A 24844-nucleotide genomic window follows, 5' to 3' on the forward strand; every position below is an offset into this window, starting at 1 on the left:
TTATTTTACGTTAGCTTCCAAGTAGGTAACTGCTTGTCCAACAGTACCGATTTGCTCAGCCTGATCATCTGGAATAGAGATGTTGAATTCCTTTTCGAATTCCATTATCAATTCTACAGTATCAAGAGAATCAGCACCAAGGTCGTTGGTAAAGCTCGCCTCCAAAGTTACTTCAGACTCTTCTACGCCAAGTTTGTCAACGATGATGGCTTTTACTTTTTGTGCAATTTCAGACATTTTGTGATCAGTTTAGTTATTAACACTTCGCAAAGAAATATATTTAATGCCTAATTGACAAAGAAAAGAACCAAGTAAATTTTTATGCAAATTGTTCTCCCTAGAAGTTGGGTTATATTTTCTAACTTTGTTTTGATTCATTTTTTACCTGCATGAAGAAGGCCAAATTACTGATTGAACATACGTATGATTTCGAGCTCTTGGGGCTTGTATCGCCTGTAAGGGACTATAAAATGGCCTGGTTGATCAATAGGGAATTGGATCTGGACATGATCAAATCGGATGATCTTTTGTTGGAATTTTTGACCCTTCCAAGCCTAAAAATTTCACAATATTTCCTTTCTTTACCTCATGGATTTGTTCAACTTTTACGAAATAAAGCCTTAAACTCGACAAATCAAGTGTCTTATTTGATACCGGAATTGAAATCAATGGATTATTTCCTTTTGGTGCAAGACGAGACCTTTCAAATAAGTATTAATACATTTGCAAATCAGCTGGCAAAAAATCGTTACATACAAAATGTGATGAAGCTGGACGTCAGCAAACTTAAATCAAAAGAAAACCTATTAACTTATTAATCCCCTAATGAGCCAATTCAATAAGACAAAGATTCTAGCAACTATAGGCCCTGCTTCAAATAACTACGAAACTATCAAGAGCTTGGCAGCTGCTGGAGCAAATGTATTTCGATTGAACTTTTCACACGGTACACACGCTATCCACGCTGAAGTTGCGAAAATAATCAGACAGCTAAATAAGGATGAAAACCTTAACCTAGGTATTCTTCAAGATCTTCAGGGGCCTAAAATCCGGGTTGGTGAGGTAGAAAACAATGGTGTGGAGATTAAGCCTGGTGAGAAAATAACCATTACTAACGATCCTGTAGTAGGGTCCAGTAGTCTGGTAAGTACTGTGTACCAAAATCTTCCGAACGATGTAGCGACAGGAGACCGGATCTTAATTGATGATGGTAATCTTGAAGTTTTGGTGATTGATACTGATGGCAAAAATGTCAATTGTACTGTAATCCACGGTGGTATTCTCAAATCTAGAAAAGGTATCAACCTTCCTAATACCAAAGTAAGTGCACCTTCTCTTACTGAGAAAGATATAGAAGATTTGGCTTTCGGCTTGGAGCAGGAAGTAGATTGGATCGCGCTATCATTTGTAAGATCAGCTGAGGATATCATTGACCTGAGACAAAGAATTGAGGCGAAAGGCAAGGTCTGCAAGATCGTGGCGAAAATTGAAAAGCCTGAAGCACTTGATAACATAGATGCTATCATAGAGGAGACTGACGCAATTATGGTTGCTCGTGGTGACTTGGGGGTGGAAGTTCCAATGGAAATCGTCCCACTTTGGCAGAAAAGAATTGTGGAGAAATGTAAGCTTGCTTGCAAACCTGTCATTATCGCTACCCAGATGATGGAGAGTATGATCGTAAATCCTCGTCCTACTCGTGCAGAGACAAATGACGTGGCTAACGCTGTGCTAGATGGCGCGGATGCCGTAATGCTTTCAGCTGAAACAGCTTCTGGAAAATACCCTGTCAATGCGGTGAAAGCTATGAGCAGCATCATCAGCTACTTGGAGGACAATGCGGATATCTATCATAACCTCTACAAAATCCCGGAAGATGACGATACGTTCTTGAGTAACAATCTGATCTTGATGGCTTCCAGACTTTCTAGAAATGTAAGAGCAAAAGCAATCGTAGGCATTACTTCCTCAGGGTTTACAGGATTTAGAATTGCTTCACACCGACCTTCTGCAAATATTTTTGTGTTTACCAGAAACAAACCATTGATTACTCAAATGAGCTTGGTTTGGGGTGTTCGGGCATATTTCTACGAAAATCAAGTGTCAACTGACGCTACCTTTACTGATATTGAGAATACCCTGAAAGGAGATGGACATGTAGGTACTGGTGATATTATAGTCAATACCGGTAGTATGCCATTGAAGTCAAATGGCAGAACGAATATGCTAAAAGTTCATATCGTAGAATAAGGTTCTACTGATAAAAAAAAGAGGCTGTCTCAAAACTTAAATCAACAAGCTGAGATTTGAGTATTTGGAATTTATCTCAGATACCTACCCGTACAAATTAGAGGCTGTCCCTACTTATGAGACAGCCTCTTTTTTTGCTTTCATTTTCGTCTTGGAGTGTGCAGAAGTTTTATGCACTGCTAAAGGCTATGCCTCCTCTTCTTGAGGCTGTTTTGCCTCGGGAATTCTTTTCCTCAATCACCCTTTCCGAAAATCTCCTCTGGTCCCTTGGGACTTACCATCAGCACTTTTTCTTTTTCTACCATTACAGACCCGGCTGGAGAACCTTTCACTTTTCGCACATATTTAGCTTCCGTATGGATCACCGGTGCAAGCGATTCATTTTTATTCTTGGAGTAAAAAGCGGCCAGAGATGCGGCGGTCTCCAGTACAGTCATAGGGACACCTTTGAGGCCAGAAGTCTTAATGAGTACATGTGAACCCGGAACCATGCGTGCGTGAAGCCAGATATCATCTTTCTTAGTGTAGCCGCGAAGCATATCATCGTTTGCCTGCGCTGACTTGCCCACCCAAATCGGAAATCCCTCGAATTCAAAACTTTTGAAGGGTAAAATCACCTCATCTTTTTGCAAGGCTTTATCTTCACCATGAGATTTCTTATAGTTTTTTAATGCTCTGAAATCCTCAATTACATTCAATTCTTCTATTTTTGACTCTAGTATGGAAGCGTGATTGATTTTTGCCTGTATCGTTTTATCCAATTGCTCCCACTCCAGCTTTCTATTCTTACTTTTTCTGTAAAGAGAAGCTGCATGATCCTGTGGCTTTTGATTTGGCTTTAGTTTGACTTTGATATTTTCTCCAGAATAAAAATCCATTAACTCAGCTTCTAATTTCCCATTTTGGAATACATGCAAATTCGCCATAATCACATCTGCCAGCTGAGAAGGCGCTGGGGAATTACGCAATTCTTCCAGTTTTTGCGTTGATTTTTGAATATAGGACTTGGTTCGCTTGAGTTGCTCTTGGTATTTTTTGAGCAGATTGTTTTTATCCTTTTCAAAATTTCCCCGAACCAGCGCTAAGTAAAATAGCTCATTCACAGCATGGATAGGATTGGAGAAGCTTTTGACAGGATTTTCCTCCGGCAAAAGACTCAGGTGAATTTCTCCATTCTTTTCAACCAAAGAAAATAGCGGCGTGTCCAGCATGTCCAAAAGTTCCTGCATGAGATGCCATTTGGAATGCAGATCTGCTTCCGGATAGCCTCTTTCTTTTAGCCAGTTTCTTGGGATAGCACCTAAGGTGGGAAGAAATTGAGAAGCGTTTCCTGCCAGTTCTCCGAAGCTTTCCCAACTTAAATCATAATTTTTGCTCAGCGAATTCCAGTCTAAATCCCGGTCTTCAATGACCCCATTTCGAAACAATTTAATCGGTGTTGTGCCTCCTTTTTCATACAATAGCACATTGCTTCTGTTTGCATGAAGTTTAAAAACGATCTTTTTTCCTGAATCCAATAGGAAATAAAAAGCACGCTCATAACTCAGCGCATGGCAGGAAATGATTTCATCACCTAGGAGTTCATGGAATAAGTTGACGCTGTTTCGTTTAGCCCGTTGGAAATTGTCCGGAAAAGAAAGGTAAATCTGAGGTGGTAGAAAATGCGCACGGATAAATCGTGCCTCTATTTTATCTTCAGTTTCTAGGATCAGCTCGTCCTTGTTTTGGGAAAAACAGGAGGTGATTTTTTTGCCCTTAAATGCTTTCTCCAATTCGGGGCAGAGGTACTTCAGGAAATGATAGTTGAGATGCATTAGTCCAAAGTTAGCTGAAGCCCATCATAGGCCAAAGCTATTCCTTCAGGTAGTTCTTGGTCAATGGCATTATGAAGGCCGAGTTTGTGGGAGATGTGTGTGAAATAGGTTTCTTTCGCACCGATTTTACTTGCCATTTCTACTGCCTCGCCCAAGGTGAAGTGTGATATATGCGACTCTTTTTGAAGTGCATTGAGAACCAAGATTTTGGTGCCTTCGATTAATTGTAGCGATTCATCAGGAATATGGCTGGCGTCAGTAATGTAGGTGAAATCTCCAATTCGGAAACCCAAAACGGGAAGCATGTAATGCAAAACCGGAATAGGGATGATGGTGATTCCTTCTATTGTAAAAGGGTTTTCATGAATTTCAATTGTCTCTACCTGCGGAATGCCTGGATACCTATTCCTTGCGAAAATATAGGAGAATTCACGTTTGATTTGCTCCAGCACTTGAGGCCTTCCAAATATAGGCATGTCTTTTTGCTGCATAAAGTTAAAAGGTCTAATGTCATCTAGACCGGCTGTGTGATCCTTGTGCTCATGGGTGTAAATCACCGCATCGAGTTCGGTGATTCCTGCTCTGAGAATCTGACTTCTGAAGTCAGGTCCAGTGTCAATTACGATACTCAATCCGCCAATTTGAATATGAATAGAGGTTCTGAATCGCTTGTCCCGGAAATCCAATGAATTGCATACTGGACAAGTACATCCGATCACGGGGACACCTTGTGAAGTGCCGGTTCCTAGAAAAGTTACTTTCAAAATTTCAATTGGGTTTGCCTCAAGTCGGTGAGGAAGTCATGATTAGTTTTGTCTTTGAAATCTGCCGGATCTAGATTCAACTCAATCAGAATATCGATGAGTGCGTTGATTTTTCCTTCAAGCGGGAAATATTTATTGACAATTACGATTTTAGAATCATTCAATACACAGTAGCCGGATTTGAAATTACCCTTTTCGTAGCGCAGCAGATAGTCTGATGAAGCAAAAAGGTTTTCGAGTTTATCCAAAAAATGCTTGGTGTATTTGATGGCCATTTCAATTCAGGAGTTTCTTTACAGTCGCAAGTAACTTATCGTAATCCAACGGTTTTTGTATGAAATCATCAAATCCCAGCCTCCTGAATTCATCCATAGTGTAGTTGTTCATATTTCCAGTGATTGCAATGATCGGAAGCTTAGATTTGGTGGTATCCTCTAGGTTTCGAATCATTTTGGTACAGCTGGTTCCATCCAGTACTGGCATATTAAGATCCATGAGAATAAGGTCAAAATCCTCTTTTTCCAGCATCTCCAACACTTGTTTGCCATTTTTAGCGGCCTTCATTTGATAATTTTCAAATGCAAGGATACTTTTAGTCAAGTTGATGATAACTGAACTGTCTTCCCCGACAAGGATTTTTTTTGGGTTATTCATAAGTCAAAAGTAGTTTCTTCTTCGAGATATTTCTTAAATATAATACGCTCATTTTTTAGTTTTTTTAGTGCTATTCCCAAAGATTCCCATTGCTGTGATCGCGCAAGCTTATCAGCTTCACTGGCTACTTTAAAAATAATATTCGCACCAAAAGTGCCAGAATTGCCTTTCATAGTATGAAGGTTTTCGAGTAGAGATTGCCTATTTTTCTCCTTAAATGCAGTGTCTAGCTGGCGTATCAATTGATCAAATTCTTCCAGAAAATCATTATACAAAGACCTCAGGGTCTTTAAGGAATTATAATTGCCTAGTTGCTGAAATACGCTTTTGTCTAAAATCACCCTTTCATCTTTAGTGCCTTGAGCTTCTCCATCAGTGGACTTTAGTAAAGCGACGATTGTTTCTATAAACTCCTTGGGTCGAACAGGTTTGGTGATCAAATCAACAAAGCCTACTTCCAAAAAACACTTGTTAGTAGAATCAGCTGAATAAGTAGAAATAGCAATGATTGGGCACTGATAGGTTGATTGTCGCCAGATTGTTTTTGCAGTAGTAATACCATCCATAATGGGAAGTTGAATAGCCATGAGGATCAGATCAAACTTTTCATTGGAAGCTCTTTCCACAGCCTCCACCCCATTATTAACTGATTCAACGCGGTAAAGCTGACCAATCAAGTTTTCCATTAACCGTCGATTTAAGTCATTGTGATCAACAATCAATACCTTTTTGCTTTTCATGACAATACTTTGGATTTTTGACTTTCAGTTTTACCGATAATTCATTTTGCCAAATCAAACCTACTTGATCCTGGTGGTGGGACCCACAGCAGTCGGCAAGACCGATTTATGTCTCAATCTAGCCAAAAAATTCAAGACTGAAATTGTATCCTGCGACAGCAGACAGTTTTATCGTGAGATGAATCTAGGTACCGCAAAACCCATTTCTGATGAATTGGAGCAGGTTCAGCACCATTTTATAAATAGTCTGTCTATAGAAGTGGACTATGATGTCCGCCAATTCGAACGAGAAGCTTTGGCCTTGCTTGATACCTTATTTCAAAAGCATCAGGTGGTACTCATGACTGGCGGATCTGGTTTGTATGCCGATGCTATTGTGAATGGACTGGATGAAATGCCAGAGGTCGCACCCGAAATCCGTGCCGGTATAATTAAGCAATACGAGGAGAATGGCCTGAGTTTTTTACAAGATGAAATAGCCAAAAACGATCCGGAATATTTCGATATAGTGGATCAGAAAAATCCTCAGCGATTGATGCGGGCCTTGGAAATATGGAAAGCAACGGGACAGAAATTCAGCTCCTTTCGTGTGAAATCAAAGAAGGAGCGGCCCTTTGTAGTGATCAAAATCGGTTTGGAAAGGGACAGGGAGGAACTTTATGGGCGCATAGATCTGAGAATGGATCAGATGCTAGCAGCAGGATTGTTTGTGGAGGCAGAGGCCCTTTTCAGTAAAAGAAATCTGAATGCGCTACAGACAGTAGGTTATTCTGAGATTTTTGGCTTTTTGGAAGGTAAATACGATAAGGAAGAAGCTATCCGCCTACTCAAGAGAAATTCCAGACGCTATGCCAAGCGACAGATGACTTGGTTCAAGAAGGATGAATCCATCAGATGGTTTTCACCGGAAGCGCAGAGTGAAATTCTGGCTTACTTACAAGATCAGATTGCCTGAAAACGGGCGATTTTACCCACCCAATTGTAAGGTGCTTTTTTTAGAAGCGCATTGTATTGGATACGGTTGACTTTTAGATCCCGAATGATTTTCAATGCTTTTTGAGTAGTACCTATGTCTGTCTGCTTTTCTTTCAGCACAGCTATAAGTAAATCCGGATCTGATGCATCTTCCACCAAAATACCTAAAGCTGGGTTCAAGGAATTCAATTTAAATAGCAACTCTTTCTGCTGATTGAGTTTACGCTGCAAGGAATTTTTCACAATAAGGAAAAACAGGAGGCTTCCGCCTCCCAGCATGATGAATAGCGGTATGAACCCCATTTTATATACTCAAGATTTTCATTAATTTAAGATGGTCTTCGATCAGAGGCTTTGTCTTACCGATACAATCTGCGAATGTAGTGAATACCACTTCTTGATTGACCACCCCAGCCATATGAAACTGAAGACCTGCAAGTAGTCCCTCTACTGCTGCCATTCCACATCTACTAGCTAAGACTCTATCCCGGGCAGTAGGACTGCCTCCACGCTGTATATGACCAAGTGTCGTGACTTTAAAGTCTTTTGATGGATCGTTCAATTTGGTTTTTACCTTTTCCATGATAGTCTGCGCATTCCCGGCATCGTCACCTTCGGCTACTACGATAATGCTTGAAGATTTGCTTTTTCTAAGGTTCTTCAAGGAATTCACCACATTATCTAAGTTAGTTTTGGTCTCAGGTACCATCACGAATTCAGCACCTCCACCAATTCCTGATTCTACTGCGATAAATCCTGCATCTCTACCCATTACCTCAATAAAGAAAATTCTGTCATGAGCTGCTGCTGTGTCACGGATTTTGTCGATTGCTTCCAGCGCTGTATTTACAGCTGTATCAAAACCGATCGTGTAATCAGTGCCATACAAATCGTTGTCGATAGTTCCGGGGCAGCCGATGGTAGGGATACCATATTCTTCAAAAAAAACCTTGGCTCCGGTGAAGGTACCGTCTCCACCTATAGCTATGAGACCTTCGATACCATGGGCAGTGAGATTGTCATAAGCTTGCTTTCTACCTTCTGGAGTTTTGAATGCCATAGATCTGGCAGACTTAAGCACGGTGCCGCCACGCTGTACTATATTACTAACTGAGTGAGATTGCATACGCTTGATTTCTCCATCAATCATCCCTTCGTATCCACGATAAATTCCATATACTTCTAATCCTTTGAAAATAGCTGTACGAACGACCGCTCTCACACAGGCGTTCATGCCAGGACTATCTCCTCCAGAAGTAAAAACTGCTATTTTTTTCATGCTCATAGGTTTAAAGCCCAAAAATAGGGATTAAAGAAAGAATGCTTTCAGTTTCTTAAATTATTAAACTTTTAAGAAATCCTGATTTGGAAAAGAGCTTGAATTCCAGCACTAAAAATCTGAATTTGCTGGCATGGAAAAAAGAAAATTACCTGCTCTGGAATTTGAAATAAGCCCGATTGCTCTGGGTTGTATGTCGCTGAAAGGCAGTCTCAAAGAAGATAAAATGGTCATTGATACGGCTATTGCTGGAGGTATTGATTTTTTGGATACAGCGGATTTATACCAAAAAGGACTGAATGAAGAAATTGTAGGGTCGGCTATTCGAGATAGGAGAAAAGAAATCACCCTTGCCACAAAAGTTGGAAACCAATTGCGGGCAGATGGAAATGGCTGGGATTGGAATCCGCGGAAAGCCTATATCTTGAAAGCTGTAGAGAAAAGTCTGCAAAGCTTGAAGACAGATTATATCGATCTCTATCAATTGCACGGTGGCACACTGGAAGATCCATGGGAGGAAACACTTGAAGCTTTTGAGCTATTAAAAAGTCAAGGGAAAATCCGGGCTTTTGGTATTTCTTCTATTCGTCCTAATGTGATCCGAAAGGTGCTGGAAATGAGCAATCCAGCTACTATTATGATGCAATACAGTCCTTTGGATCGAAGGCCTGAGGAATCAGCATTTCCATTGATTGCTGAATCTAACGCCAGGGTGTTAGTTCGTGGTGCTCTCGCAAAAGGTCTTTTGATCGATAAGTCTGCGGATGATTTTTTGGACTATTCTGCAGCTGAAGTGAAAGAAAATCGTGAGTTGATCGCAGATTCAGGTTTGCTTCCCGAGGCTTTTTTGATTCGCTTTGGATTGATCCAGCCGGCGGTAGGATCTCTTGTGATCGGTGCAAGTTCGGTGGAGCAGGTAGAAAAATTGATTTTCGCTTATCAGCAGCAGAAAATGATTTCGGATGAGCTGATCAGGCAAATCTCGGCTAAAATACCGCTGAACCGTTACACGCAGCATAGATAAAATTCCCGTTGTCTAGACTCGACAAATAGGCTATTTTGGAAGTGTTTATTTTAACTGTTCAAAACACTCAAATATGAAATCGAGCATGACTCAAGCGTCACACACTAGGATGATTATCTACCATGCGAGATTCTCCCGAATCGAGTTCGGGACAGGCTATGTGACCTTAAAAAAACAAATTATAAACAGATGAAATCGAGCATATTGCTTTTTGTTTTACCAGCTTTAATTTGGTCCTGCAAGCCCAAAGAACTTAGCGAACCCGAACGTTGGGAAGACACAGCCAGCCGGGTAGAGATTATCCGGGATGATTTTGGGGTTCCCCATATTTATGGTAAAAGCGATGCTGATGCAGTTTTTGGATTGCTATATGCCCAGTGCGAGGATGATTTCAGAAGAGTGGAGCGCAATTACATCTGGGCTACAGGTCGACTTGCAGAGTTGGAAGGTGAGGAAGCAATTTATAGTGATCTTCGAGCTAATCTATACATGACAGAAGCTGAAGCAAAAGCTGCTTATGAGTCCGCGCCAGATTGGCTGAAAGAACTTTGTGTGGCTTTTGCCGATGGAGTGAATTACTATTTGGCCACACATCCAGATGTGAAGCCACAGGTGATAACTCACTATGAGCCATGGATGCCGATGTTTTTCAGTGAAGGATCTATCGGTGGTGATATCGAGCAGATCCCTACGAGAAGGATTCAATCTTTTTATGCCGGAAATGATCCTGATGCTATGGCTTTAAATAAGGATGAATTGTTTAGTGAATCCCTTTTGGATGAGCCAAAAGGTTCTAATGGGATTGCGTTGAATGGCAAAATGACTGCCTCTGGCAATGCTATGCTGCTTATCAATCCCCATACTTCATTTTACTTCAGACCGGAAGTTCATGTGGTGAGCGAAGAAGGCTTGAATGCATATGGTGCAGTGACTTGGGGGCAGTTTTTTGTCTATCAGGGATTCAATGAAAAAACCGGATGGATGCATACGTCCACCCAAGTAGATTTTATAGATGAATTCGTAGAGGAGGTTTCTAAGACGGATGGTAAATATGAATACCAATATGGTGACGAAAGCCGGGCGGTGGAAGAGTTTGAGGTATTGTTGAAATATAAGGATGGGGAGGAAATTCAGGAAAAGCCATTCACTTTTTATAGAACTCACCATGGTCCCATTACGCATAAGATTGAGGATAAATGGGTGGTTACCAAGATCAATTGGGATCCTGTCAATGCACTTATCCAAAGCTTCACTCGGACAAAACTGAGCAATCATGCTGAGTTTAAGGAAATGATGGATATCCGCACAAATTCCTCAAACAATACCGTTTTCGCAGATGCTGATGGGAATATTGCCTATTTCCATGGCAATTTTATACCAAAGAGAAACGAAGGTTTTGACTTTTCTGAACCTGTGGATGGCTCAGATCCCAATTCTGATTGGCAAGGTCTACATACCGTGGAAGAAAGTATTATGATCTTAAATCCCGGTACAGGTTGGATTCAGAATTGTAATTCTACGCCATTTACTGCAGCTGGGGAGTTTAGTCCAAAGAGAGAAGATTATCCATTTTACATGGCTCCAGATCAGGAGAACTTCCGGGGAATTCATGCAGTGAAAGTCCTTAATGAAGCTTCAGGATTGACGTTGGATAGTTTGATCAGTTTGGCTCATGATCCATACTTGCCTGCTTTTGAAGAGCTGATCCCTATGCTACTGCAAGCTTATGAAAAGAGAGGTGTAGCAGACCCCCAGTTCATGGAGCCTATCAAAGTCCTGGAGTCATGGGATTATAGGACGTCCAAAGAATCAGTGGCTATGTCTATGGCGCATTTTTTTGGAATGAATTTCATGCGGAATCATGGCAGCATCAATAACCTAATCAGCTTTAATACTGACGAAAATAGTACTATTCCAAACCCTTCTCCCGCAGAACTGCTTGCAACTTTTAGCCAGACGCTGGAGGAAATGAATGCGGACTTTGGCACATGGAATACGCCATGGTCAGAGATTAACAGATTCCAGCGATTAACCGGAGAAATTGATATGCCATTCGATGATGCAAAAGAATATTCGCCGGTGGGAATGGCTTCTGGAACTTGGGGAGCTTTGGCGGCTTTTGGAGCGAAAACCTATCCTGGAACTAAGCGATTATATGGTTATAGAGGAAATAGCTTTGTGGCTGCTGTGGACTTTGGAGATAAAGTGAAAGCAAAATCAATTCTCGCAGGAGGTCAAAGTTCGGGCCCGAATTCTCCTCATTTCGATGACCAGACTCAGGATTATGTAGATGGTAATTTTAAGGATGTCGCATTTTATCGGGAAGATGTGGAGGCTAGGGCAGAAGAGCGCTATGTGCCAGGGAAGAGGGAATTGTAGTGATCAGTGTTCAGATCTCAGACATAAAGGTGGAGGATTGGGCCGGTTGAATAATTAATATGTATATCCGCTTTTCTGCCAGTAAGGAAGCAAGGATTTGGTGAACTCAAGAATTGAGGCAGCTTCGGTCTCCCGTCATCGGTCTTCCGACCAGATAAGCGAAGTATCTAAGGTAACTGGTATCATTGCGGATAATCACAATAATTATTTTGTAAGAAGCAAAAAGTGTAAAATAATTGCCAAATCTATAGCTCGCTCATGTTCATCATGTGAGCGTGTTGTTAGATTTTTATTTAAGTTTTCCAACTATTTAAAAACCCACCTAAGCTGATGAGAAAAATACTCTTTTTACTGTTTCTGAGTACTTCTGTGGCTTTTGCGCAGCAAGATCAAACCAAGTCTCTGCGAACTTCCATAGAGACAGACACTCGCGTAATCCGGCAAGATGTACCGATAACGAATTCCATTCGCAAAGCTTTTGAAGAAGGCTCTAGAAACTTCTACGGGAAGCCCGGAGAAAATTACTGGCAGCTGGAAACTGACTTTACCATCAAAGCCAGTTTGGATCCAAGCACACAGACGATCACTGGATCGGAGAAAATCTTGGTGCATAACAATAGCAAAGACGATTTGAATGAAATCGTTCTTCGGCTTGACCATAATATTTTCAGGGGAGATGTGCCTCGCGGACTTTCAGTTCCTGCGGAAAATACAGAGGGAATGATTGTAACAGCCATTACGGTGGATGGAGAGTCAGTGGATCTGAATGCTGCTCCGCCTAGCAGAAATGCTCCTCCTGCCATGCGAGTAAGAGATTTGCAAAGTACCGTCGCGACCATCACGCTGGTCAATCCCATCAAAGCAGGGACTACTGCGGAAGTAGAGATTGACTGGCATACCAAATTGCCAGGTGGTGACAATGGCAGAGGCCATAGAATGACTCAACGTTTTGACAGTACTTTATTTCAGCCTACGCAGTGGTTTCCACGATTGGCGAAATATGATGATCTCCGAGGATGGGAAACCAGCCTTTACCTAGGCCCGGCTGAGTTCTTCAACAACTTCGGGAGCTACGATGTGTCACTGACCGTTCCTGCTGGCTGGATAGTAAGCGGTACAGGTGTGTTGCAAAATCCTACTGAAGTTTTGACTCCAACAGTCATCGAAAGACTTTCTACTGTGCTTGACTCTGATGCTGAAGTGACCCTTGTAGGAGAAGATGAACGAGGTCCGGGTAAAGCGACTTTAGCAGGAGACAAGCTTACTTGGCGCTTCGTGGCAGATAAAGTAAATGATTTTGCCTGGGCTACTTCGGATAGATTTATCTGGAAAGCAAGCCGGGCTACTATTCCTGGCAAAGGCCCTGTGCCAATTTACATGGTTTTTATTCCTGAGCGGGCTCAGTATTTTAAGAAGGCGGCGGAGAATACCAGACATGCCTTGGAGTTTTATTCCAAACTGTGGGCACCTTATCCTTTCCCTCAACTCACCCTTCAAGATGGGCCGAGTGCCGGTATGGAATACCCTATGGTGATCAATTCTAATCAGGGAGCGGCAGATCATGAAGCGGCGCATCAGTGGTGGCCAATGATGGTAGGGACCAACGAGACTCGCTACGGCTGGATGGATGAAGGTTTTAACCAATACATGAATATTCTATCTGGGGCAGATAGCAGGGGAGTTGACTATAATCTGGATGGTCTGGGACAAAGCTACGGACGAATCAGTGGGATGGAAGATGAAGCGCCTATGATGTGGAGTGCCAATGATGCAGGCAGCATGTATAGATTTCAGACCTATTTCAAAACGCCGTTGATGCTTTCCATGTTAGGGGGAATAGTAGGTGATGAGGCTGTGATCAATGCCATGAAAAAATATACTGCTACTTGGGCATTCAAACACCCATCGCCTTGGGATTACATGTTCTTTATGAATAGTGAATTTGGGCAAAATCTGGAGTGGTTCTGGTATTACTGGTTATTTACCACTGAGTCTGTGGAGGGATCAATCCAAGATGTAAATACATATAATGGTAAAACAACAGTTACAGTACATCAGGCCGGACAAATGCCTTCGCCGGTCGTATTGAAAGTGGAATTTGAATCTGAGGGTTCTGCGATTAAGCAAATGTCTAATGCAAGGATGATAGATGAAACCACAGCCGAAGTGACCTGGCCAGTGACGGTTTGGTTTGACGGAAGCCGTACGTTTGATGCCGTTTTGGACTTTGGAGATCGAAAAATCAAAAAAATCACTCTAGATCCTCATGGTCGTTTTCCTGATAAGGATACGGCTGACAACGTCTGGCCTAGATAAATGGAATGAATAATGAGGTTTCAAAAGAGCCTCATTTTTTATTTTCTTATCACTGAGGCCACAGAGTTTGTCGCGGAGGGTAGGGGTTAGTTTATTCTACGTTTAATGAAGAGATAAGTGTTATCCTGCTTCTCCCAGAAGCTGGATCTGATGTTAACCACTGAGAATCGAAGTTTTTAGAATCATACTTTTAATTTGTTGCTTAAGCGGGGTTGCATATAGAAAAAGGCCAGAACCTTGTGGATTCCAGCCTTTACATAATGAAGCCAGTAATATTAAAAAGGAAGATCGGCTTCGCTTACTTTTGCGGATTTTTCACCCAAAAACAAGAAGTCATTGACCACCACTTCGGTGATGTAGCGTTTGACGCCATCCTTATCGCTGTAGTCTCGATTGGAGATTTTACCTTCTATGGCGATTTCAGATCCCTTGTCGGTGTATTTTTCGAGTACCTCTGCATTCTTGCCCCAGATTACAAGTCTGTGCCAGGTAGTTTCGGTGACACGCTCACCTTTTTGATTTTTGTAGGATTCGTTGGTCGCGAGATTCACATTACCTACGATCTTGCCGCTCTCTAGGGTTTTCAATTCTACTTTCGCTCCCAGGTGACCGATTAGCTGTACTTTGTTTCTTAGCGCATTCATGATGTTTGTTGTTTTGGTTAGAAAATTTGTTTGTCGTTTTCGCCAGAGGAAAAACTTATGATCCAAAGTTGCAGGATCGGTATGCGCTAAGTCGGTAGCTAGTCGGTTGTATTCGATAGTATGCGTTTGTTGTCGGGTAAAGTGGGTTTTTTGGCCTTGGGAGGTAATATATATTCTAGAAAAGATAAGTAGGTTTAGAGGGGAGACGGAATTGCGGGCATTTACATGTAATGCACTATGCTGAAAACCGACCGCACATTCAGGTACACTTGCTTGCCCCAACGCATGGGCGACTGCTTCATAATCAAAAGAGCCTGAATTTATCCCACGCACGACTGAGTAAACAAGAATGATTGATAATTCTAATATATCAGACATATTAGGCAACTCTCCAAGAGTTGAGCTTCTCCGTCTATGAAACAGAGAGGCTATCATTATTTTTCTTCACATTGAAGCAAAGTAATTGAATGGCTTTCAAGTCTGAAAAAAGAAGAATATGTTGGAACTGAATCTAAATTTAAGAACATCTTTATTTAGACTTTGCTGAGAATTCTATGCGCATTTATAATTCGACTGGTTACTTTTTGAACTTGTGAGCGTTTATTTCTTCATCAATTTCCTCCATTGTCATATTGGAAAGCCCATGTTTCTCAGCTAGCTGAATGCTTTTTTCTAATGTTTGCTTTGCTATTTTTTTTCCGACAATTTCAATTAGTTCAGAAAAAGACAGCGTGTTTTTATCCAGACCTAATTGGTCAAAGTCAGAAATTAGAAGGGTAAGAGATTTCATAACACTTAGGTTTAAGTTCTAATTGACGATTTTCTTCCTTACTGGTTGATTACCTTTTATTCTCTATCCCGCCTCACAATTTTCACGACACGGTTGTAGATGATTTCCGCCAAGTTCCAGTCGTACCCATCAAAATTGGTGGTGTTATTAAACTGAATTACCACTGTATCGATGTCTTTGTGGTACTTAGCAATACTCTGATAGCCAGGAAGCAAACCTGTATGTTCGTATGCGTAAATGGAGGAATAGATCTCCTGTTCGCCTTCATCGAAAACCGAACCATCATTTAGCGCCCGTAGGAAAATACCCACATCTTCAGCAGTGGCAAGCATTAGCCCTGTGTCTTCTGTCTTGAAATCTTGGTCAACTCCCACGTAGTACCCACTCATGACCTCATCCATATTTACTTCGCTCAGGGAAGTGTAGGTGTTTTTCAGCCCAAGAGGAGTCAAAATCACCTCTCGAATATATTGCTGATGAGGATAGCCTACTGTTTTATCAATGAGGTCAGAGATCAGCAGGTAGTTTGTATTGGAATAGCCATAGCTTTCACTCAGTTCAAAGTCAGCGGGTAAATCCAGCGCATAATTCAAAGTCTCTTGCTTGTTCTTCGGTGGCTTAGTCCAGTAATCCGGATGGTTTACAAAATTGGGAATGCCAGATCTATGCTGCACCATCATTCTGAGCGTAATTCTATCTGAATTCTCTATTCTATCTGCCAATTCCGGAAAGTACTCCGCCAGAGTTTTATCCAATGACAAACGTCCATCCTTGACTAGTTTCGTGGTCGCCACAGCTACATAAAGCTTGGTAATACTGGCAATCTTAAACAAAGCTTGCGGGTAGGCTGGGATTTTCTTTTCTCGGTCATGCCAACCAGCGGCATAAAACTCAGGTGCTTTCCCGCCTTGATCTACGTAAACAATAATTCCATCAAAGCCCTGCGCAACTCCTTCTTCTAACTGTTCCTGAACTGTCTCGGGTAGGGGTAATATCCAAGCCTTCACCAAAATCCAGGGTACAAAATACAACGAGCCTATGCTTGCAAGAATAAATAGGATTCGGAGGGTTTGTTTGGTTTTGGTGTTGGGCATTAGGTTTTTGGAAGAGAGATTAACTTTCCATGTGTGGTATCTTAGCATTATTATGGAAGAAATAACCTAGGATATTTTTTATCCTCAGTCTTACCAATTTAAAAGTTCGTCTTTTACTTTATCAGATTCTATCTTGAGAATTTCATTTAATTTCTTCAAAGCAGGATCAAATATGAAGCTAAAGTCGCTCATTATTAGCTCATTAGTTGTTTCAAACACTTCTTCTTGATTTAATTCATTTGAACTATCATCATCCAATCGATAAATACAATCTTCTTTTAGTTTTGGCAACTTTTTCAAGTGGACTTTGTGGCTTCTGTATTCAGCTAATTTTGGATGTGTTTTACTAATTAATTCTATTAATGTGTTTTTTCTTTTACCTATTTCAATGAATGAAAAAGCAACAACTTTAGGTTTTTCAAAATAATTGAAATTTGTATAATTTTGATTGCTAATAGAAATTTTACTGTTTACTTTTTTTCTATAATATTCGTACGTGTCTTTATTGATTTTTGAAATATTACTATTTTCATAGTCTTCCTTTTTTGAAATTATTATAACACAAGATTTATTATAATGATTTTCGATACGTGTTTTTATCTTATTATCTTTCTTGTCCCAATTATTATATTTTGACGTTACAAATTTATAAAAATCTGTTAACATTAATTTTAAAATAGTGTTGTCAAATCCATTTGGGTCTAATTCATAATAAATAGTCAATAGATTGTAAAATCTTTTGACCTTAGGATCTTTTTGCATCTTTTCAAGAATAGCTTGTTGCGAATCTCTTGAATCAATCCAAATGAATTTGGCTGCAAAATAATCTTGAAGGGATTTATGTCCCCATTTATAATAATTGCCTTCTTTCTTAAAGATAGGGACAGTTTTAATTAAATCTTTTAGAAAATCACTTGATCTAAAATTAAGGTCAGTTAAATGCTTTTTAGCTTTATCAATGAATTTTATGATTGTGTTTTTATCGTACTCAACCTTATTTTCAATTGAGGTAAAATAGCCAATGTGTCTTAATACTCTTTCAAAGTCATCAATATGTAAATTACTATATTTATCTCTTTTTAAATAACCTTCTTTAGATAAATCGTGTGTCTCAAAAAGAGCATCATAAACTTGTTGATAAAATTGACTTTTTTTAACTGGAATATCTTTTTTAAATTCATAAGATTTATAAAGTAGTGAAACTAAGAATGGATTACTTAGATATTCTTGAAGTGAATCGTTTGGATTGTCATTAAGCTGTTTTATTAAATTTTTGGAAATGGAATGATAACTATAGGTGTCGTATTTGCTTAAAAGACTATATGCCTCTCCTTTTTTCAGCGGGTTCACTCTGAATTTTTGAAAATCTCCGAATGAAGCCAAAGAATCTTCTGGCCTGGAAGTTATTAGAAAATAATTGTGATTAGCCTTTTCAATGAATTTATGTAATTCTCTAATCACAAATTCTCTATCATCTAAAGATATTTCATCAAATCCATCGAATAGAAATATAAAATCTCCTTCGTTAATTAATTTTAATATAAAATCTTGACTTAGTTTTTTTCCAATTGGTGAAAGTTGATTTTGGATTTCTTTGAGAATAGTATTTTTGTGGTTTATTTGACTTAATTCGATGAGAATTGGCACCCCTTTTTTTTCTAAGATTATAGATTGAAATAATTTTTTGGTAATAGTTGACTTACCCATTCCAGCGGTATCCTCAATAATTACCCTGAAATATTCGGGTATTAATTTATCAGGGTAATTTTCTATTTTTATTTCAACTTTAGAATTTCTATTACCATCCTGACAGCTTAGTGTTAATGGTTGGTAAAGCACATCTAACAGAGTTTGTTTATTAGGAAATACCAAAGTGTCAATAGTTAGAAACTTCTCATAACGCTGAGTAAGATAGCTCTCAAAGTTTTCTTCAACTTTATTCTGTGTTGTGTTTGAGACTGAAAATTTGCTAAATACAGCTTTAATCTTTGGTAAAATCAGATCCTTTACTATTGGTAATATTAAATTAGAAACTAAAAGTTTTTCTGGTTCTTCCATGTTGTTTATTTAAATTGAGGCCTACTTATTATTATATCCGAAATAGCGGTTTTCCAATATTTTATTGAATCTTTCATTAATTTCTACCCGCGCCCTCCGCGGTTAAAACCCCTCACACAAATGCCGGTATCCCAGTAATCTCCTGTCCTAAAATCAGCAAGTGAATATCATGCGTTCCTTCATAGGTGACCACCGATTCTAGATTCATCATATGGCGCATAATCGGGTATTCCCCGGTGATTCCCATTCCTCCATGGATTTGTCTTGCTTCTCGGGCGATGTTGAGTGCCATTTCCACATTGTTTCGTTTTGCCATGGAGATATGGACAGTCTTGGCTTTGCCCTCATTCATCATTTTGCCTACTTTCCAGGCTAGGAGTTGGGCTTTGGTGATTTCGGTGAGCATTTCGGAAAGCTTCTTCTGCACCAATTGAAAACTTGCAATGGGTTTACCAAATTGGATTCGTTCAGCAGCATATTTTCTCGCGGACTCATAGCAGTCCATGGCGGCTCCAATCGCGCCCCAGGCTATTCCAAAGCGCGCCGAATCCAAGCACATCAGTGGAGCGCCAAGACCTGATTTTCCCGGAAGAATATTCTCTTTGGGAACCTTCACATTATCAAAAACAAGCTCTCCGGTACATGAAGCACGTAGAGACCATTTTCCATGGGTTTCCGGAGTGCTGAAACCTTCCATGCCTCGCTCTACGATCAGACCATGAATTCTACCTGCTTCATCCTTTGCCCACACAACTGCGATATCAGCTTTGGGTGAATTGGAAATCCACAGTTTGGCACCGTTCAATAAATAATGGTCTCCCATATCTTTGAAGTTGGTGACCATACCACTTGGGTTAGAACCATGATCAGGTTCGGTAAGACCGAAGCAGCCAAGCATTTCTCCTGAAGCTAGTTTTGGCAAGTATTTATTACGCTGCTCTTCTGATCCAAACTTATAAATAGGGTACATCACTAGCGAACCTTGTACGGAAGCCGTAGATCGCATACCAGAGTCACCACGCTCTATCTCCTGCATGATCAGGCCATAAGAAATATAGTCCAATCCACCACCGCCATATTGCTCGGGAATTTGTGGGCCAAAAGCTCCAACATCCCCAAATTTCTTGACGATTTCGGTAGGGAAATAAGCCTTCTGTGCCCAATCTTCTATGTAAGGTGAAATCTCCCTTTTGACAAAATCGCGGATGGAAGTTCTAATCAATTTATGCTCCTCGGTGAGTAAGTCATCGAGGTCTAAAAAATCAACACCATCGAAGGTATCTTGCTTCAGTGACTTTCGGATTTCAACTGACTCCATGTTATTTTTGGTTTATAAGAATGAATCTGTGACTTTTGTCGGGAATTTATGCTCCCTCGTCGATTCTAATTAACCAGAAATGGGGTTAAAAAACTATCAATTCGATTAAAAAAAACTCATGGAGGAATCCCACTTTGATCCTAAGATACTAGATAAAATAGAACAGCTTCAGCGTAAATTCAAAGCTTCCGGCCAGGACATGCTGTCCTATTTGGAAGGGCTACTTTACTCAGATTACCTGACGTATTGGGATTACATCAATTTAGATGTACTGTTGTCTTTACAGCAACCAAAGACATCGTTTAAAGATGAAAAGATTTTTATAATCTATCACCAAATTACGGAGTTGTATTTTAAGCTTATTATTTCTGAAATGGAACAACTAGCTGATGAACAATCAATTACAGATGAATTTTTCCAAGGAAGATTGGAGCGCATTATCATGTATTTTGATCAGTTGATTGGTTCATTCGCAGTGATGTGGAAAGGCATGGAGCGAGACCAATTTCTGAAATTCCGCATGTCTTTGCTGCCATCCAGTGGATTTCAAAGTGCCCAGTATCGGGAGATTGAACTGATGGCTTCGGATGCTTTTAACCTTTTGGCATTGAACAAAAGAACTGACCCGGACTTTCACACACCGACTGATGATATCTTTGAGAATTTGTATTGGCAGCAGGGAGCAATCGAATTAGCAACTGGTGAAAAAACGCTAACCCTGAAGAATTTTGAAGCGAAATACCGTAAGAAATTGATGGATCTGATGGATGCCTACAAACGCAAAAATTTATGGCAACGCTATATTGATATCTCAAATCCTTCAGTGGAATTGACTGAGGCGATGAAGCAGTTTGATCTGAAAGCAAATGTGTTTTGGCCACTTGCGCATTATAAATCAGCTGTCCGTTTTCTACAGAGAGATCCTGTGGATATTGCCGCAACAGGTGGAACCAACTGGCAGAAATATCTGCCTCCGCGATTCCAAAAAGTGATTTTCTACCCAGAACTTTGGACTGAGCAAGAAAGAGAGGAATGGGGCAAAGGATGGGTAGTGAAGGAGATTTTTGGAGAGGAATAGTTGTCTAGAGAATCAAAATGCTAGTAGCAAAACATAAGTAATTAGATGTTTCAAAATGTAGGATTGCGGTTCTTCTTGACAGAGACAAAAGCATTATAGTTAATATCAAACTATATCATTGAGGCCACTTCGGTCACCCGTCTTCAGTCTTCCGTCTAGTCAAACTGGTCTAATTTCGGATATTATATTACTTAGGGTAATTCGCTTTCACAAATGCCTCTGCATTTGTGTAGCAAAAGTCATTTACCAGGGCTTCTGTATTTTCTCTGGATTTGAGATGAGCAAGATGTTTGGCATTTGGGTCTTTTCTGGCTTGTTCGATTTCAAAAATGAGATTATTTGAAAACAGCTCAAATTCCAACACCGTAGGATAGTGATCGATGGGATCAATAAGGCCTTCGAAATCTGTGCCTAGCGTCATGCATTTCCATATGTTGGGCTTTTCAGCTTCGCTCAGCCTAGGGTTGTTATATGCAGACTTGGCAATTCCTTCAATATTATCCCAAAGAAGTTCAATTCCATTTCGCTTGGATTTTTTATTCTTTTTGGTGATGCCGAGAATGCGCTGATCAAAGGAAAGGCCGAAAAGACCACCTGTTTTCACGATCATTTCTATGTCTTCTTCACAGACATTGATATTCCAAGCATTGAATTTTTTGCTTTTATCGGTGAAATCATCTTTTTCCAAATGAAAGCAATCAATATGTTCTTGTAAGGTTTCAACTCCCGAAAACCCGCAATGGGAAGCTATCACGGGGATTATATCTCCTTTTTCAAGACATGGACGAACGATTTGATCGTAATATTCCTGCCGGCCGCAAGCACTCATATGCTTGACGTCAATAAGTATTCTGTATCCCAGGTTTGGATCTTTTTCAAGGTTTTCGTTCAATCCTAATAATTCCAGCACAATCCTTTTCCCGAGATCGGTGAAGCCCTTGTTCATATTGTGAACTTGATTCAAAAGGATTTTCCCTTTATCAGGAATAGAATGGGCGTGTCCACAAAGATTATTATTGAAATGGTGAGAGAAGGTGATGAAGAAAACAGGGACTTTCCAGTCGTTTTTGATTACCTGAATCCTGTTTGAAATTTCTTCAATAGTGATTTTTCCAGATTCCAAGAGGTCTGTTCCCAGCGCATGCGATCCCTCGATGGTTAGAATCATCGTAATCTCCTCGTCATTTTGAAGAGATTCTTCTAATGTGTTCTTAGAATCAGGGATCAAGTACCGGGCATTTTCAGCCCAAAGTTCGTTTTTGAACTTGCTCGCCCGCTTCTTCTCGTTTTCAAAAATCCTCCGTAAAACACCCGTTGTATGGATTTTATTGCTTTCAATGGTTTTTCCCGAATCCATAAGCACAAACTCAAATTCCCGCTTCAAAGACTCCCAGTAATCATAATTTTTGGATTGGACATAATTGACTGTTACACGCGGGATACGCATATAAAATGTCTGAATCAGATCCCGAAGAGGCAATTTGTGATGGGTGCTGATACCTATCGAAATATTCAGCAAATCACTCGTATTGATTTTGTCTAAGCCTAAAACAAACTGCCGCTCAAGAGGATAAAGAGAATTGAAGGTCAGGCGTACATTTCCATTCCAGGCTTTGACCAGATCGCATTGGCTGTACGAAGCTCCCATTTTGCCTTTTACATAGCCAGCTCTATTGGATGTAATAACAGTCCAGGGGCTGAATTCATCCTTTTTCTCATATGCTTTTCTTTTTTCCTGCATGTGAAGATGTGCCCGCATGTGATTGTGACAGTGCAAATCAGAAAATTTCCTTTTCATAGCTAAAAATTTGATAAAACAATTGGTCGAATGCTGGCTTAAGTTCTTGATTAGTAAGCTAAAATGCAATGAATATTCAAGTTGAACTCATAAATTTATGCTTGATTGTAGATTATCAAATAGAGAAGTTTGATAAATGAGCTATTGAGAAATGGATGCAATTCGCATTTTTAAGGAATCAAGTTTAAACACACCCGAAACAAACAACTAACCATGTTTAATAGACGCGATTTTATCAAAACAATAGGCCTCACTTCGGTGGGGTATTTTGGACTTCAGGAAACACTTTTAGCAAATCCACAGAAGCAAGCGGAATCCCCGCTTTTTAAAGCTATTAGAATAAGAGGAAGGGTGCTGAATGATGGAAAAGGTATTTCCCGAGTGGCAGTTTCAGATGGTCGTTCTGTAGTATTGACAAATTCTTCAGGTGAGTTTGAATTGGTTTCGGGCTCTGACCGCGACTTTGTATTTATCTCCATTCCTTCTGGTTTTGAGATAAAGAAGCTTGCGAATGGTTCTGCTGATTTTTTCCAAAAAATAGATAAAACAAAAACGGATCAGAATATTGGTTTTGATCTCAAGAAATCTGGCTCAAATGATGAAAATCATCATTTCTTATTGCTATCTGACACGCAGATTCAGAATGAGTTCGAAGCCAACCAACTGCTGACCGTATCCGCTCCAGACGTTCAGCAAACGATCAAATCACTCAATGATCCAAATCTCTTTGGGATTGGATGTGGTGACTTGGTGTTTGATCACCTGGAATTGTTTAAGGAATACAATCAGAGTGTGCAGATGTATGATACGCCATTTTTCCAGGTGATCGGAAATCATGATATGGATTTGGGTGTCAGATCGGATGCATTAAGTAATCAGACATTTAGCAGCCATTTTGGTCCAACTTATTATTCATGGAATAGAGGAGAAGTGCATTACGTGGTATTGGATGATGTTTTTTATATAGGGAGCAAGTACATAGGCTACATTGGTGAGGAGCAATTGGCGTGGTTAGAGCAGGATCTGGCTCATGTGGAGAAGGGAAAAACAGTGGTTGTTGCATTGCATATTCCGTCGTACACTGGCGCGGTGACCCGCTATCCAGATCGGGATACAATTGGTGGTACAGTCAGCAACCGAGATCATTTGTACAAGGTTTTGGAGGGGTTTAATGCACATTTACTTTCCGGACATACACATTTTAACGACAACATGATTATGGGTAATGTTTATGAACATTGTCATGGTACTGTCTGTGGAGCTTGGTGGTCCGGGCCTATTTGCTTTGATGGCACACCGAATGGCTATGCAGTATATGAGGCTAAAGGCTCTGAACTAAAATGGCAATACAAGGGAACAGGTCTGGATATCAATGAGCAGTTTAGGGTTTATGACAAAGGATACCATAGAGATTTTCCTGATCAGATGAGTTTGAATTGCTGGAATTATGATCCCGCTTGGGAAATCAGCTGGTTTGAAAATGGAATGAAAAAAGGCTCTCCAGAAAAGATAGTCGCAGTAGATCCATTAAGTGTAGAATTGCATCTGGGACCTCAACTTCCTCAGCGAAGAGAGTGGGTAGAGCCTCAGTTAAATGATCACATGTTCTTTTTTAATCCTGAGTCAAAAGAGAATTTGGTAGTGGAAGCCAAGGATAGATTTGGCAATGTGTATTCTAAAAAGGTTGAATCTGATTAGTTAAAATGATGCCAGTTATCTCTGTTGCTTCGCTCATCAGGCTTGAAGACCGAAGATGGGAGATAGAAGTGAAATAGCCTGAATGCTTGAGTTGCAAATCATAAGATGCTATTGTCTTTTTATTGTCAGAAAAGGAAATACTCCCTAAGTCCATGGATCTTATTAAAATGG

At 40.2% G+C, this 24844-nt stretch carries 22 protein-coding genes; 8 read left to right on the forward strand and 14 right to left on the reverse strand.

Annotated elements, in window-relative coordinates:
- Positions 1-237 carry an acyl carrier protein gene (locus U3A58_RS14990; RefSeq protein WP_057940051.1) on the reverse strand — a complete coding sequence of 79 codons (237 nt, stop codon included), beginning with the start codon at positions 235-237 and terminating at the stop codon, positions 1-3.
- A 152-nt stretch (positions 238-389) separates the two neighbouring features.
- Here U3A58_RS14990 and U3A58_RS14995 point away from each other — a divergent pair, with 152 nt between their 5' ends.
- Both U3A58_RS14995 and pyk read left to right on the forward strand, forming a co-directional pair.
- The gene (locus U3A58_RS14995; protein WP_323824673.1) at positions 390-818 is read left to right on the forward strand and encodes an IPExxxVDY family protein; all 429 of its coding nucleotides are present in this window, start codon (positions 390-392) and stop codon (positions 816-818) included.
- Between the two features lie 7 nt (positions 819-825).
- Positions 826-2250: a pyruvate kinase gene (pyk, locus tag U3A58_RS15000; RefSeq protein WP_323824675.1), complete on the forward strand. Its 1425-nt coding sequence runs from the start codon at positions 826-828 to the stop codon at positions 2248-2250.
- 233 nt (positions 2251-2483) lie between these two features.
- Here pyk and U3A58_RS15005 read toward each other — a convergent pair whose 3' ends face one another.
- Genes U3A58_RS15005 through U3A58_RS15025 form a run of 5 tightly spaced genes read right to left on the reverse strand, consistent with a single transcriptional unit; the run spans position 2484 to position 6222 of the window.
- Positions 2484-4064 (reverse strand): NFACT RNA binding domain-containing protein, encoded by a 1581-nt coding sequence (locus U3A58_RS15005; RefSeq protein ID WP_323824677.1) that lies wholly within the window; start codon positions 4062-4064, stop codon positions 2484-2486.
- Positions 4064-4828, reverse strand: coding sequence for an MBL fold metallo-hydrolase (locus U3A58_RS15010; protein ID WP_323824679.1), 765 nt, complete (start codon positions 4826-4828; stop codon positions 4064-4066). Before U3A58_RS15010 ends, U3A58_RS15005 begins: the two co-directional genes overlap by 1 nt.
- Positions 4825-5103 (reverse strand): hypothetical protein, encoded by a 279-nt coding sequence (locus tag U3A58_RS15015; RefSeq protein ID WP_323824681.1) that lies wholly within the window; start codon positions 5101-5103, stop codon positions 4825-4827. Before U3A58_RS15015 ends, U3A58_RS15010 begins: the two co-directional genes overlap by 4 nt.
- Position 5104: 1 nt before the next feature.
- Positions 5105-5482, reverse strand: a complete 378-nt coding sequence (locus U3A58_RS15020; RefSeq protein WP_323824683.1) for a response regulator — start codon at positions 5480-5482, stop codon at positions 5105-5107.
- The gene (locus U3A58_RS15025; protein WP_323824685.1) at positions 5479-6222 is read right to left on the reverse strand and encodes a response regulator; all 744 of its coding nucleotides are present in this window, start codon (positions 6220-6222) and stop codon (positions 5479-5481) included. The genes U3A58_RS15020 and U3A58_RS15025 overlap by 4 nt, the downstream gene beginning before the upstream one ends.
- 64 nt (positions 6223-6286) lie before the next feature.
- Here U3A58_RS15025 and miaA point away from each other — a divergent pair, with 64 nt between their 5' ends.
- The gene (gene miaA / locus U3A58_RS15030) at positions 6287-7177 is read left to right on the forward strand and encodes a tRNA (adenosine(37)-N6)-dimethylallyltransferase MiaA (protein WP_323824687.1); all 891 of its coding nucleotides are present in this window, start codon (positions 6287-6289) and stop codon (positions 7175-7177) included.
- Here miaA and U3A58_RS15035 read toward each other — a convergent pair.
- Both U3A58_RS15035 and pfkA read right to left on the reverse strand, forming a co-directional pair.
- Positions 7165-7500: a glycosyltransferase family protein gene (locus U3A58_RS15035; RefSeq protein WP_323824689.1), complete on the reverse strand. Its 336-nt coding sequence runs from the start codon at positions 7498-7500 to the stop codon at positions 7165-7167. The two genes, miaA and U3A58_RS15035, sit on opposite strands and share 13 nt — an antisense overlap.
- A 1-nt stretch (position 7501) precedes the next feature.
- Complete coding sequence (gene pfkA / locus U3A58_RS15040; protein WP_323824691.1) at positions 7502-8476, reverse strand: 6-phosphofructokinase; 975 nt, start codon at positions 8474-8476, stop codon at positions 7502-7504.
- 133 nt (positions 8477-8609) lie between these two features.
- Here pfkA and U3A58_RS15045 point away from each other — a divergent pair, with 133 nt between their 5' ends.
- The 3 genes from U3A58_RS15045 to U3A58_RS15055 all read left to right on the forward strand — a co-directional run bounded on the left by U3A58_RS15045 (position 8610) and on the right by U3A58_RS15055 (position 14195).
- On the forward strand, positions 8610-9500 hold the full coding sequence (locus U3A58_RS15045; protein WP_323824693.1) for an aldo/keto reductase: 891 nt from the start codon (positions 8610-8612) through the stop codon (positions 9498-9500).
- A 189-nt stretch (positions 9501-9689) separates the two neighbouring features.
- Complete coding sequence (locus tag U3A58_RS15050; RefSeq protein WP_323824695.1) at positions 9690-11879, forward strand: penicillin acylase family protein; 2190 nt, start codon at positions 9690-9692, stop codon at positions 11877-11879.
- A 330-nt stretch (positions 11880-12209) separates the two neighbouring features.
- Positions 12210-14195 carry a M1 family metallopeptidase gene (locus tag U3A58_RS15055; protein ID WP_323824697.1) on the forward strand — a complete coding sequence of 662 codons (1986 nt, stop codon included), beginning with the start codon at positions 12210-12212 and terminating at the stop codon, positions 14193-14195.
- A 275-nt stretch (positions 14196-14470) separates the two neighbouring features.
- On the opposite strand, the gene U3A58_RS15060 is transcribed toward U3A58_RS15055, so the two are convergent.
- From U3A58_RS15060 to U3A58_RS15080, 5 genes are all read right to left on the reverse strand, one after another.
- Positions 14471-15217: a single-stranded DNA-binding protein gene (locus U3A58_RS15060; RefSeq protein WP_323824699.1), complete on the reverse strand. Its 747-nt coding sequence runs from the start codon at positions 15215-15217 to the stop codon at positions 14471-14473.
- A gap of 199 nt (positions 15218-15416) precedes the next feature.
- Complete coding sequence (locus tag U3A58_RS15065) at positions 15417-15629, reverse strand: hypothetical protein (protein ID WP_323824701.1); 213 nt, start codon at positions 15627-15629, stop codon at positions 15417-15419.
- A gap of 56 nt (positions 15630-15685) precedes the next feature.
- Positions 15686-16723, reverse strand: a complete 1038-nt coding sequence (locus U3A58_RS15070; RefSeq protein ID WP_323824703.1) for a serine hydrolase domain-containing protein — start codon at positions 16721-16723, stop codon at positions 15686-15688.
- A 90-nt stretch (positions 16724-16813) separates the two neighbouring features.
- On the reverse strand, positions 16814-18781 hold the full coding sequence (locus tag U3A58_RS15075) for an NACHT domain-containing protein (protein WP_323824705.1): 1968 nt from the start codon (positions 18779-18781) through the stop codon (positions 16814-16816).
- A gap of 112 nt (positions 18782-18893) precedes the next feature.
- Entirely contained in the window at positions 18894-20099 is a 1206-nt protein-coding gene (locus tag U3A58_RS15080; RefSeq protein ID WP_323824707.1) for an acyl-CoA dehydrogenase family protein, read from the reverse strand.
- 118 nt (positions 20100-20217) lie between these two features.
- Here U3A58_RS15080 and U3A58_RS15085 point away from each other — a divergent pair, with 118 nt between their 5' ends.
- Positions 20218-21177 (forward strand): tryptophan 2,3-dioxygenase family protein, encoded by a 960-nt coding sequence (locus U3A58_RS15085; RefSeq protein ID WP_323824709.1) that lies wholly within the window; start codon positions 20218-20220, stop codon positions 21175-21177.
- Between the two features lie 187 nt (positions 21178-21364).
- Here U3A58_RS15085 and U3A58_RS15090 read toward each other — a convergent pair whose 3' ends face one another.
- Entirely contained in the window at positions 21365-22975 is a 1611-nt protein-coding gene (locus tag U3A58_RS15090) for an amidohydrolase family protein (protein WP_323824711.1), read from the reverse strand.
- A gap of 213 nt (positions 22976-23188) precedes the next feature.
- Between U3A58_RS15090 and U3A58_RS15095 the strand changes: the two genes are divergently transcribed.
- Positions 23189-24673, forward strand: coding sequence for a calcineurin-like phosphoesterase family protein (locus tag U3A58_RS15095; RefSeq protein WP_323824713.1), 1485 nt, complete (start codon positions 23189-23191; stop codon positions 24671-24673).
- The last annotated feature ends 171 nt before the right edge of the window (positions 24674-24844 follow it).

The sequence above is a fragment of the Algoriphagus persicinus genome (genome assembly GCF_035156415.1).
Classification (GTDB): domain Bacteria; phylum Bacteroidota; class Bacteroidia; order Cytophagales; family Cyclobacteriaceae; genus Algoriphagus; species Algoriphagus persicinus.

Coding starts and splice junctions, on each gene's coding strand:
- U3A58_RS14990 (WP_057940051.1), bottom strand. CDS start 237: ATGTCTGAAATTGCACAAAAAGTAAAAGCCATCATCGTTGACAAACTT.
- U3A58_RS14995 (WP_323824673.1), top strand. CDS start 390: ATGAAGAAGGCCAAATTACTGATTGAACATACGTATGATTTCGAGCTC.
- pyk (WP_323824675.1), top strand. CDS start 826: ATGAGCCAATTCAATAAGACAAAGATTCTAGCAACTATAGGCCCTGCT.
- U3A58_RS15005 (WP_323824677.1), bottom strand. CDS start 4,064: ATGCATCTCAACTATCATTTCCTGAAGTACCTCTGCCCCGAATTGGAG.
- U3A58_RS15015 (WP_323824681.1), bottom strand. CDS start 5,103: ATGGCCATCAAATACACCAAGCATTTTTTGGATAAACTCGAAAACCTT.
- U3A58_RS15020 (WP_323824683.1), bottom strand. CDS start 5,482: ATGAATAACCCAAAAAAAATCCTTGTCGGGGAAGACAGTTCAGTTATC.
- U3A58_RS15025 (WP_323824685.1), bottom strand. CDS start 6,222: ATGAAAAGCAAAAAGGTATTGATTGTTGATCACAATGACTTAAATCGA.
- U3A58_RS15035 (WP_323824689.1), bottom strand. CDS start 7,500: ATGGGGTTCATACCGCTATTCATCATGCTGGGAGGCGGAAGCCTCCTG.
- pfkA (WP_323824691.1), bottom strand. CDS start 8,476: ATGAAAAAAATAGCAGTTTTTACTTCTGGAGGAGATAGTCCTGGCATG.
- U3A58_RS15045 (WP_323824693.1), top strand. CDS start 8,610: ATGGAAAAAAGAAAATTACCTGCTCTGGAATTTGAAATAAGCCCGATT.
- U3A58_RS15050 (WP_323824695.1), top strand. CDS start 9,690: ATGAAATCGAGCATATTGCTTTTTGTTTTACCAGCTTTAATTTGGTCC.
- U3A58_RS15055 (WP_323824697.1), top strand. CDS start 12,210: ATGAGAAAAATACTCTTTTTACTGTTTCTGAGTACTTCTGTGGCTTTT.
- U3A58_RS15060 (WP_323824699.1), bottom strand. CDS start 15,217: ATGTCTGATATATTAGAATTATCAATCATTCTTGTTTACTCAGTCGTG.
- U3A58_RS15065 (WP_323824701.1), bottom strand. CDS start 15,629: ATGAAATCTCTTACCCTTCTAATTTCTGACTTTGACCAATTAGGTCTG.
- U3A58_RS15070 (WP_323824703.1), bottom strand. CDS start 16,723: ATGCCCAACACCAAAACCAAACAAACCCTCCGAATCCTATTTATTCTT.
- U3A58_RS15075 (WP_323824705.1), bottom strand. CDS start 18,781: ATGGAAGAACCAGAAAAACTTTTAGTTTCTAATTTAATATTACCAATA.
- U3A58_RS15080 (WP_323824707.1), bottom strand. CDS start 20,099: ATGGAGTCAGTTGAAATCCGAAAGTCACTGAAGCAAGATACCTTCGAT.
- U3A58_RS15085 (WP_323824709.1), top strand. CDS start 20,218: ATGGAGGAATCCCACTTTGATCCTAAGATACTAGATAAAATAGAACAG.
- U3A58_RS15090 (WP_323824711.1), bottom strand. CDS start 22,975: ATGAAAAGGAAATTTTCTGATTTGCACTGTCACAATCACATGCGGGCA.
- U3A58_RS15095 (WP_323824713.1), top strand. CDS start 23,189: ATGTTTAATAGACGCGATTTTATCAAAACAATAGGCCTCACTTCGGTG.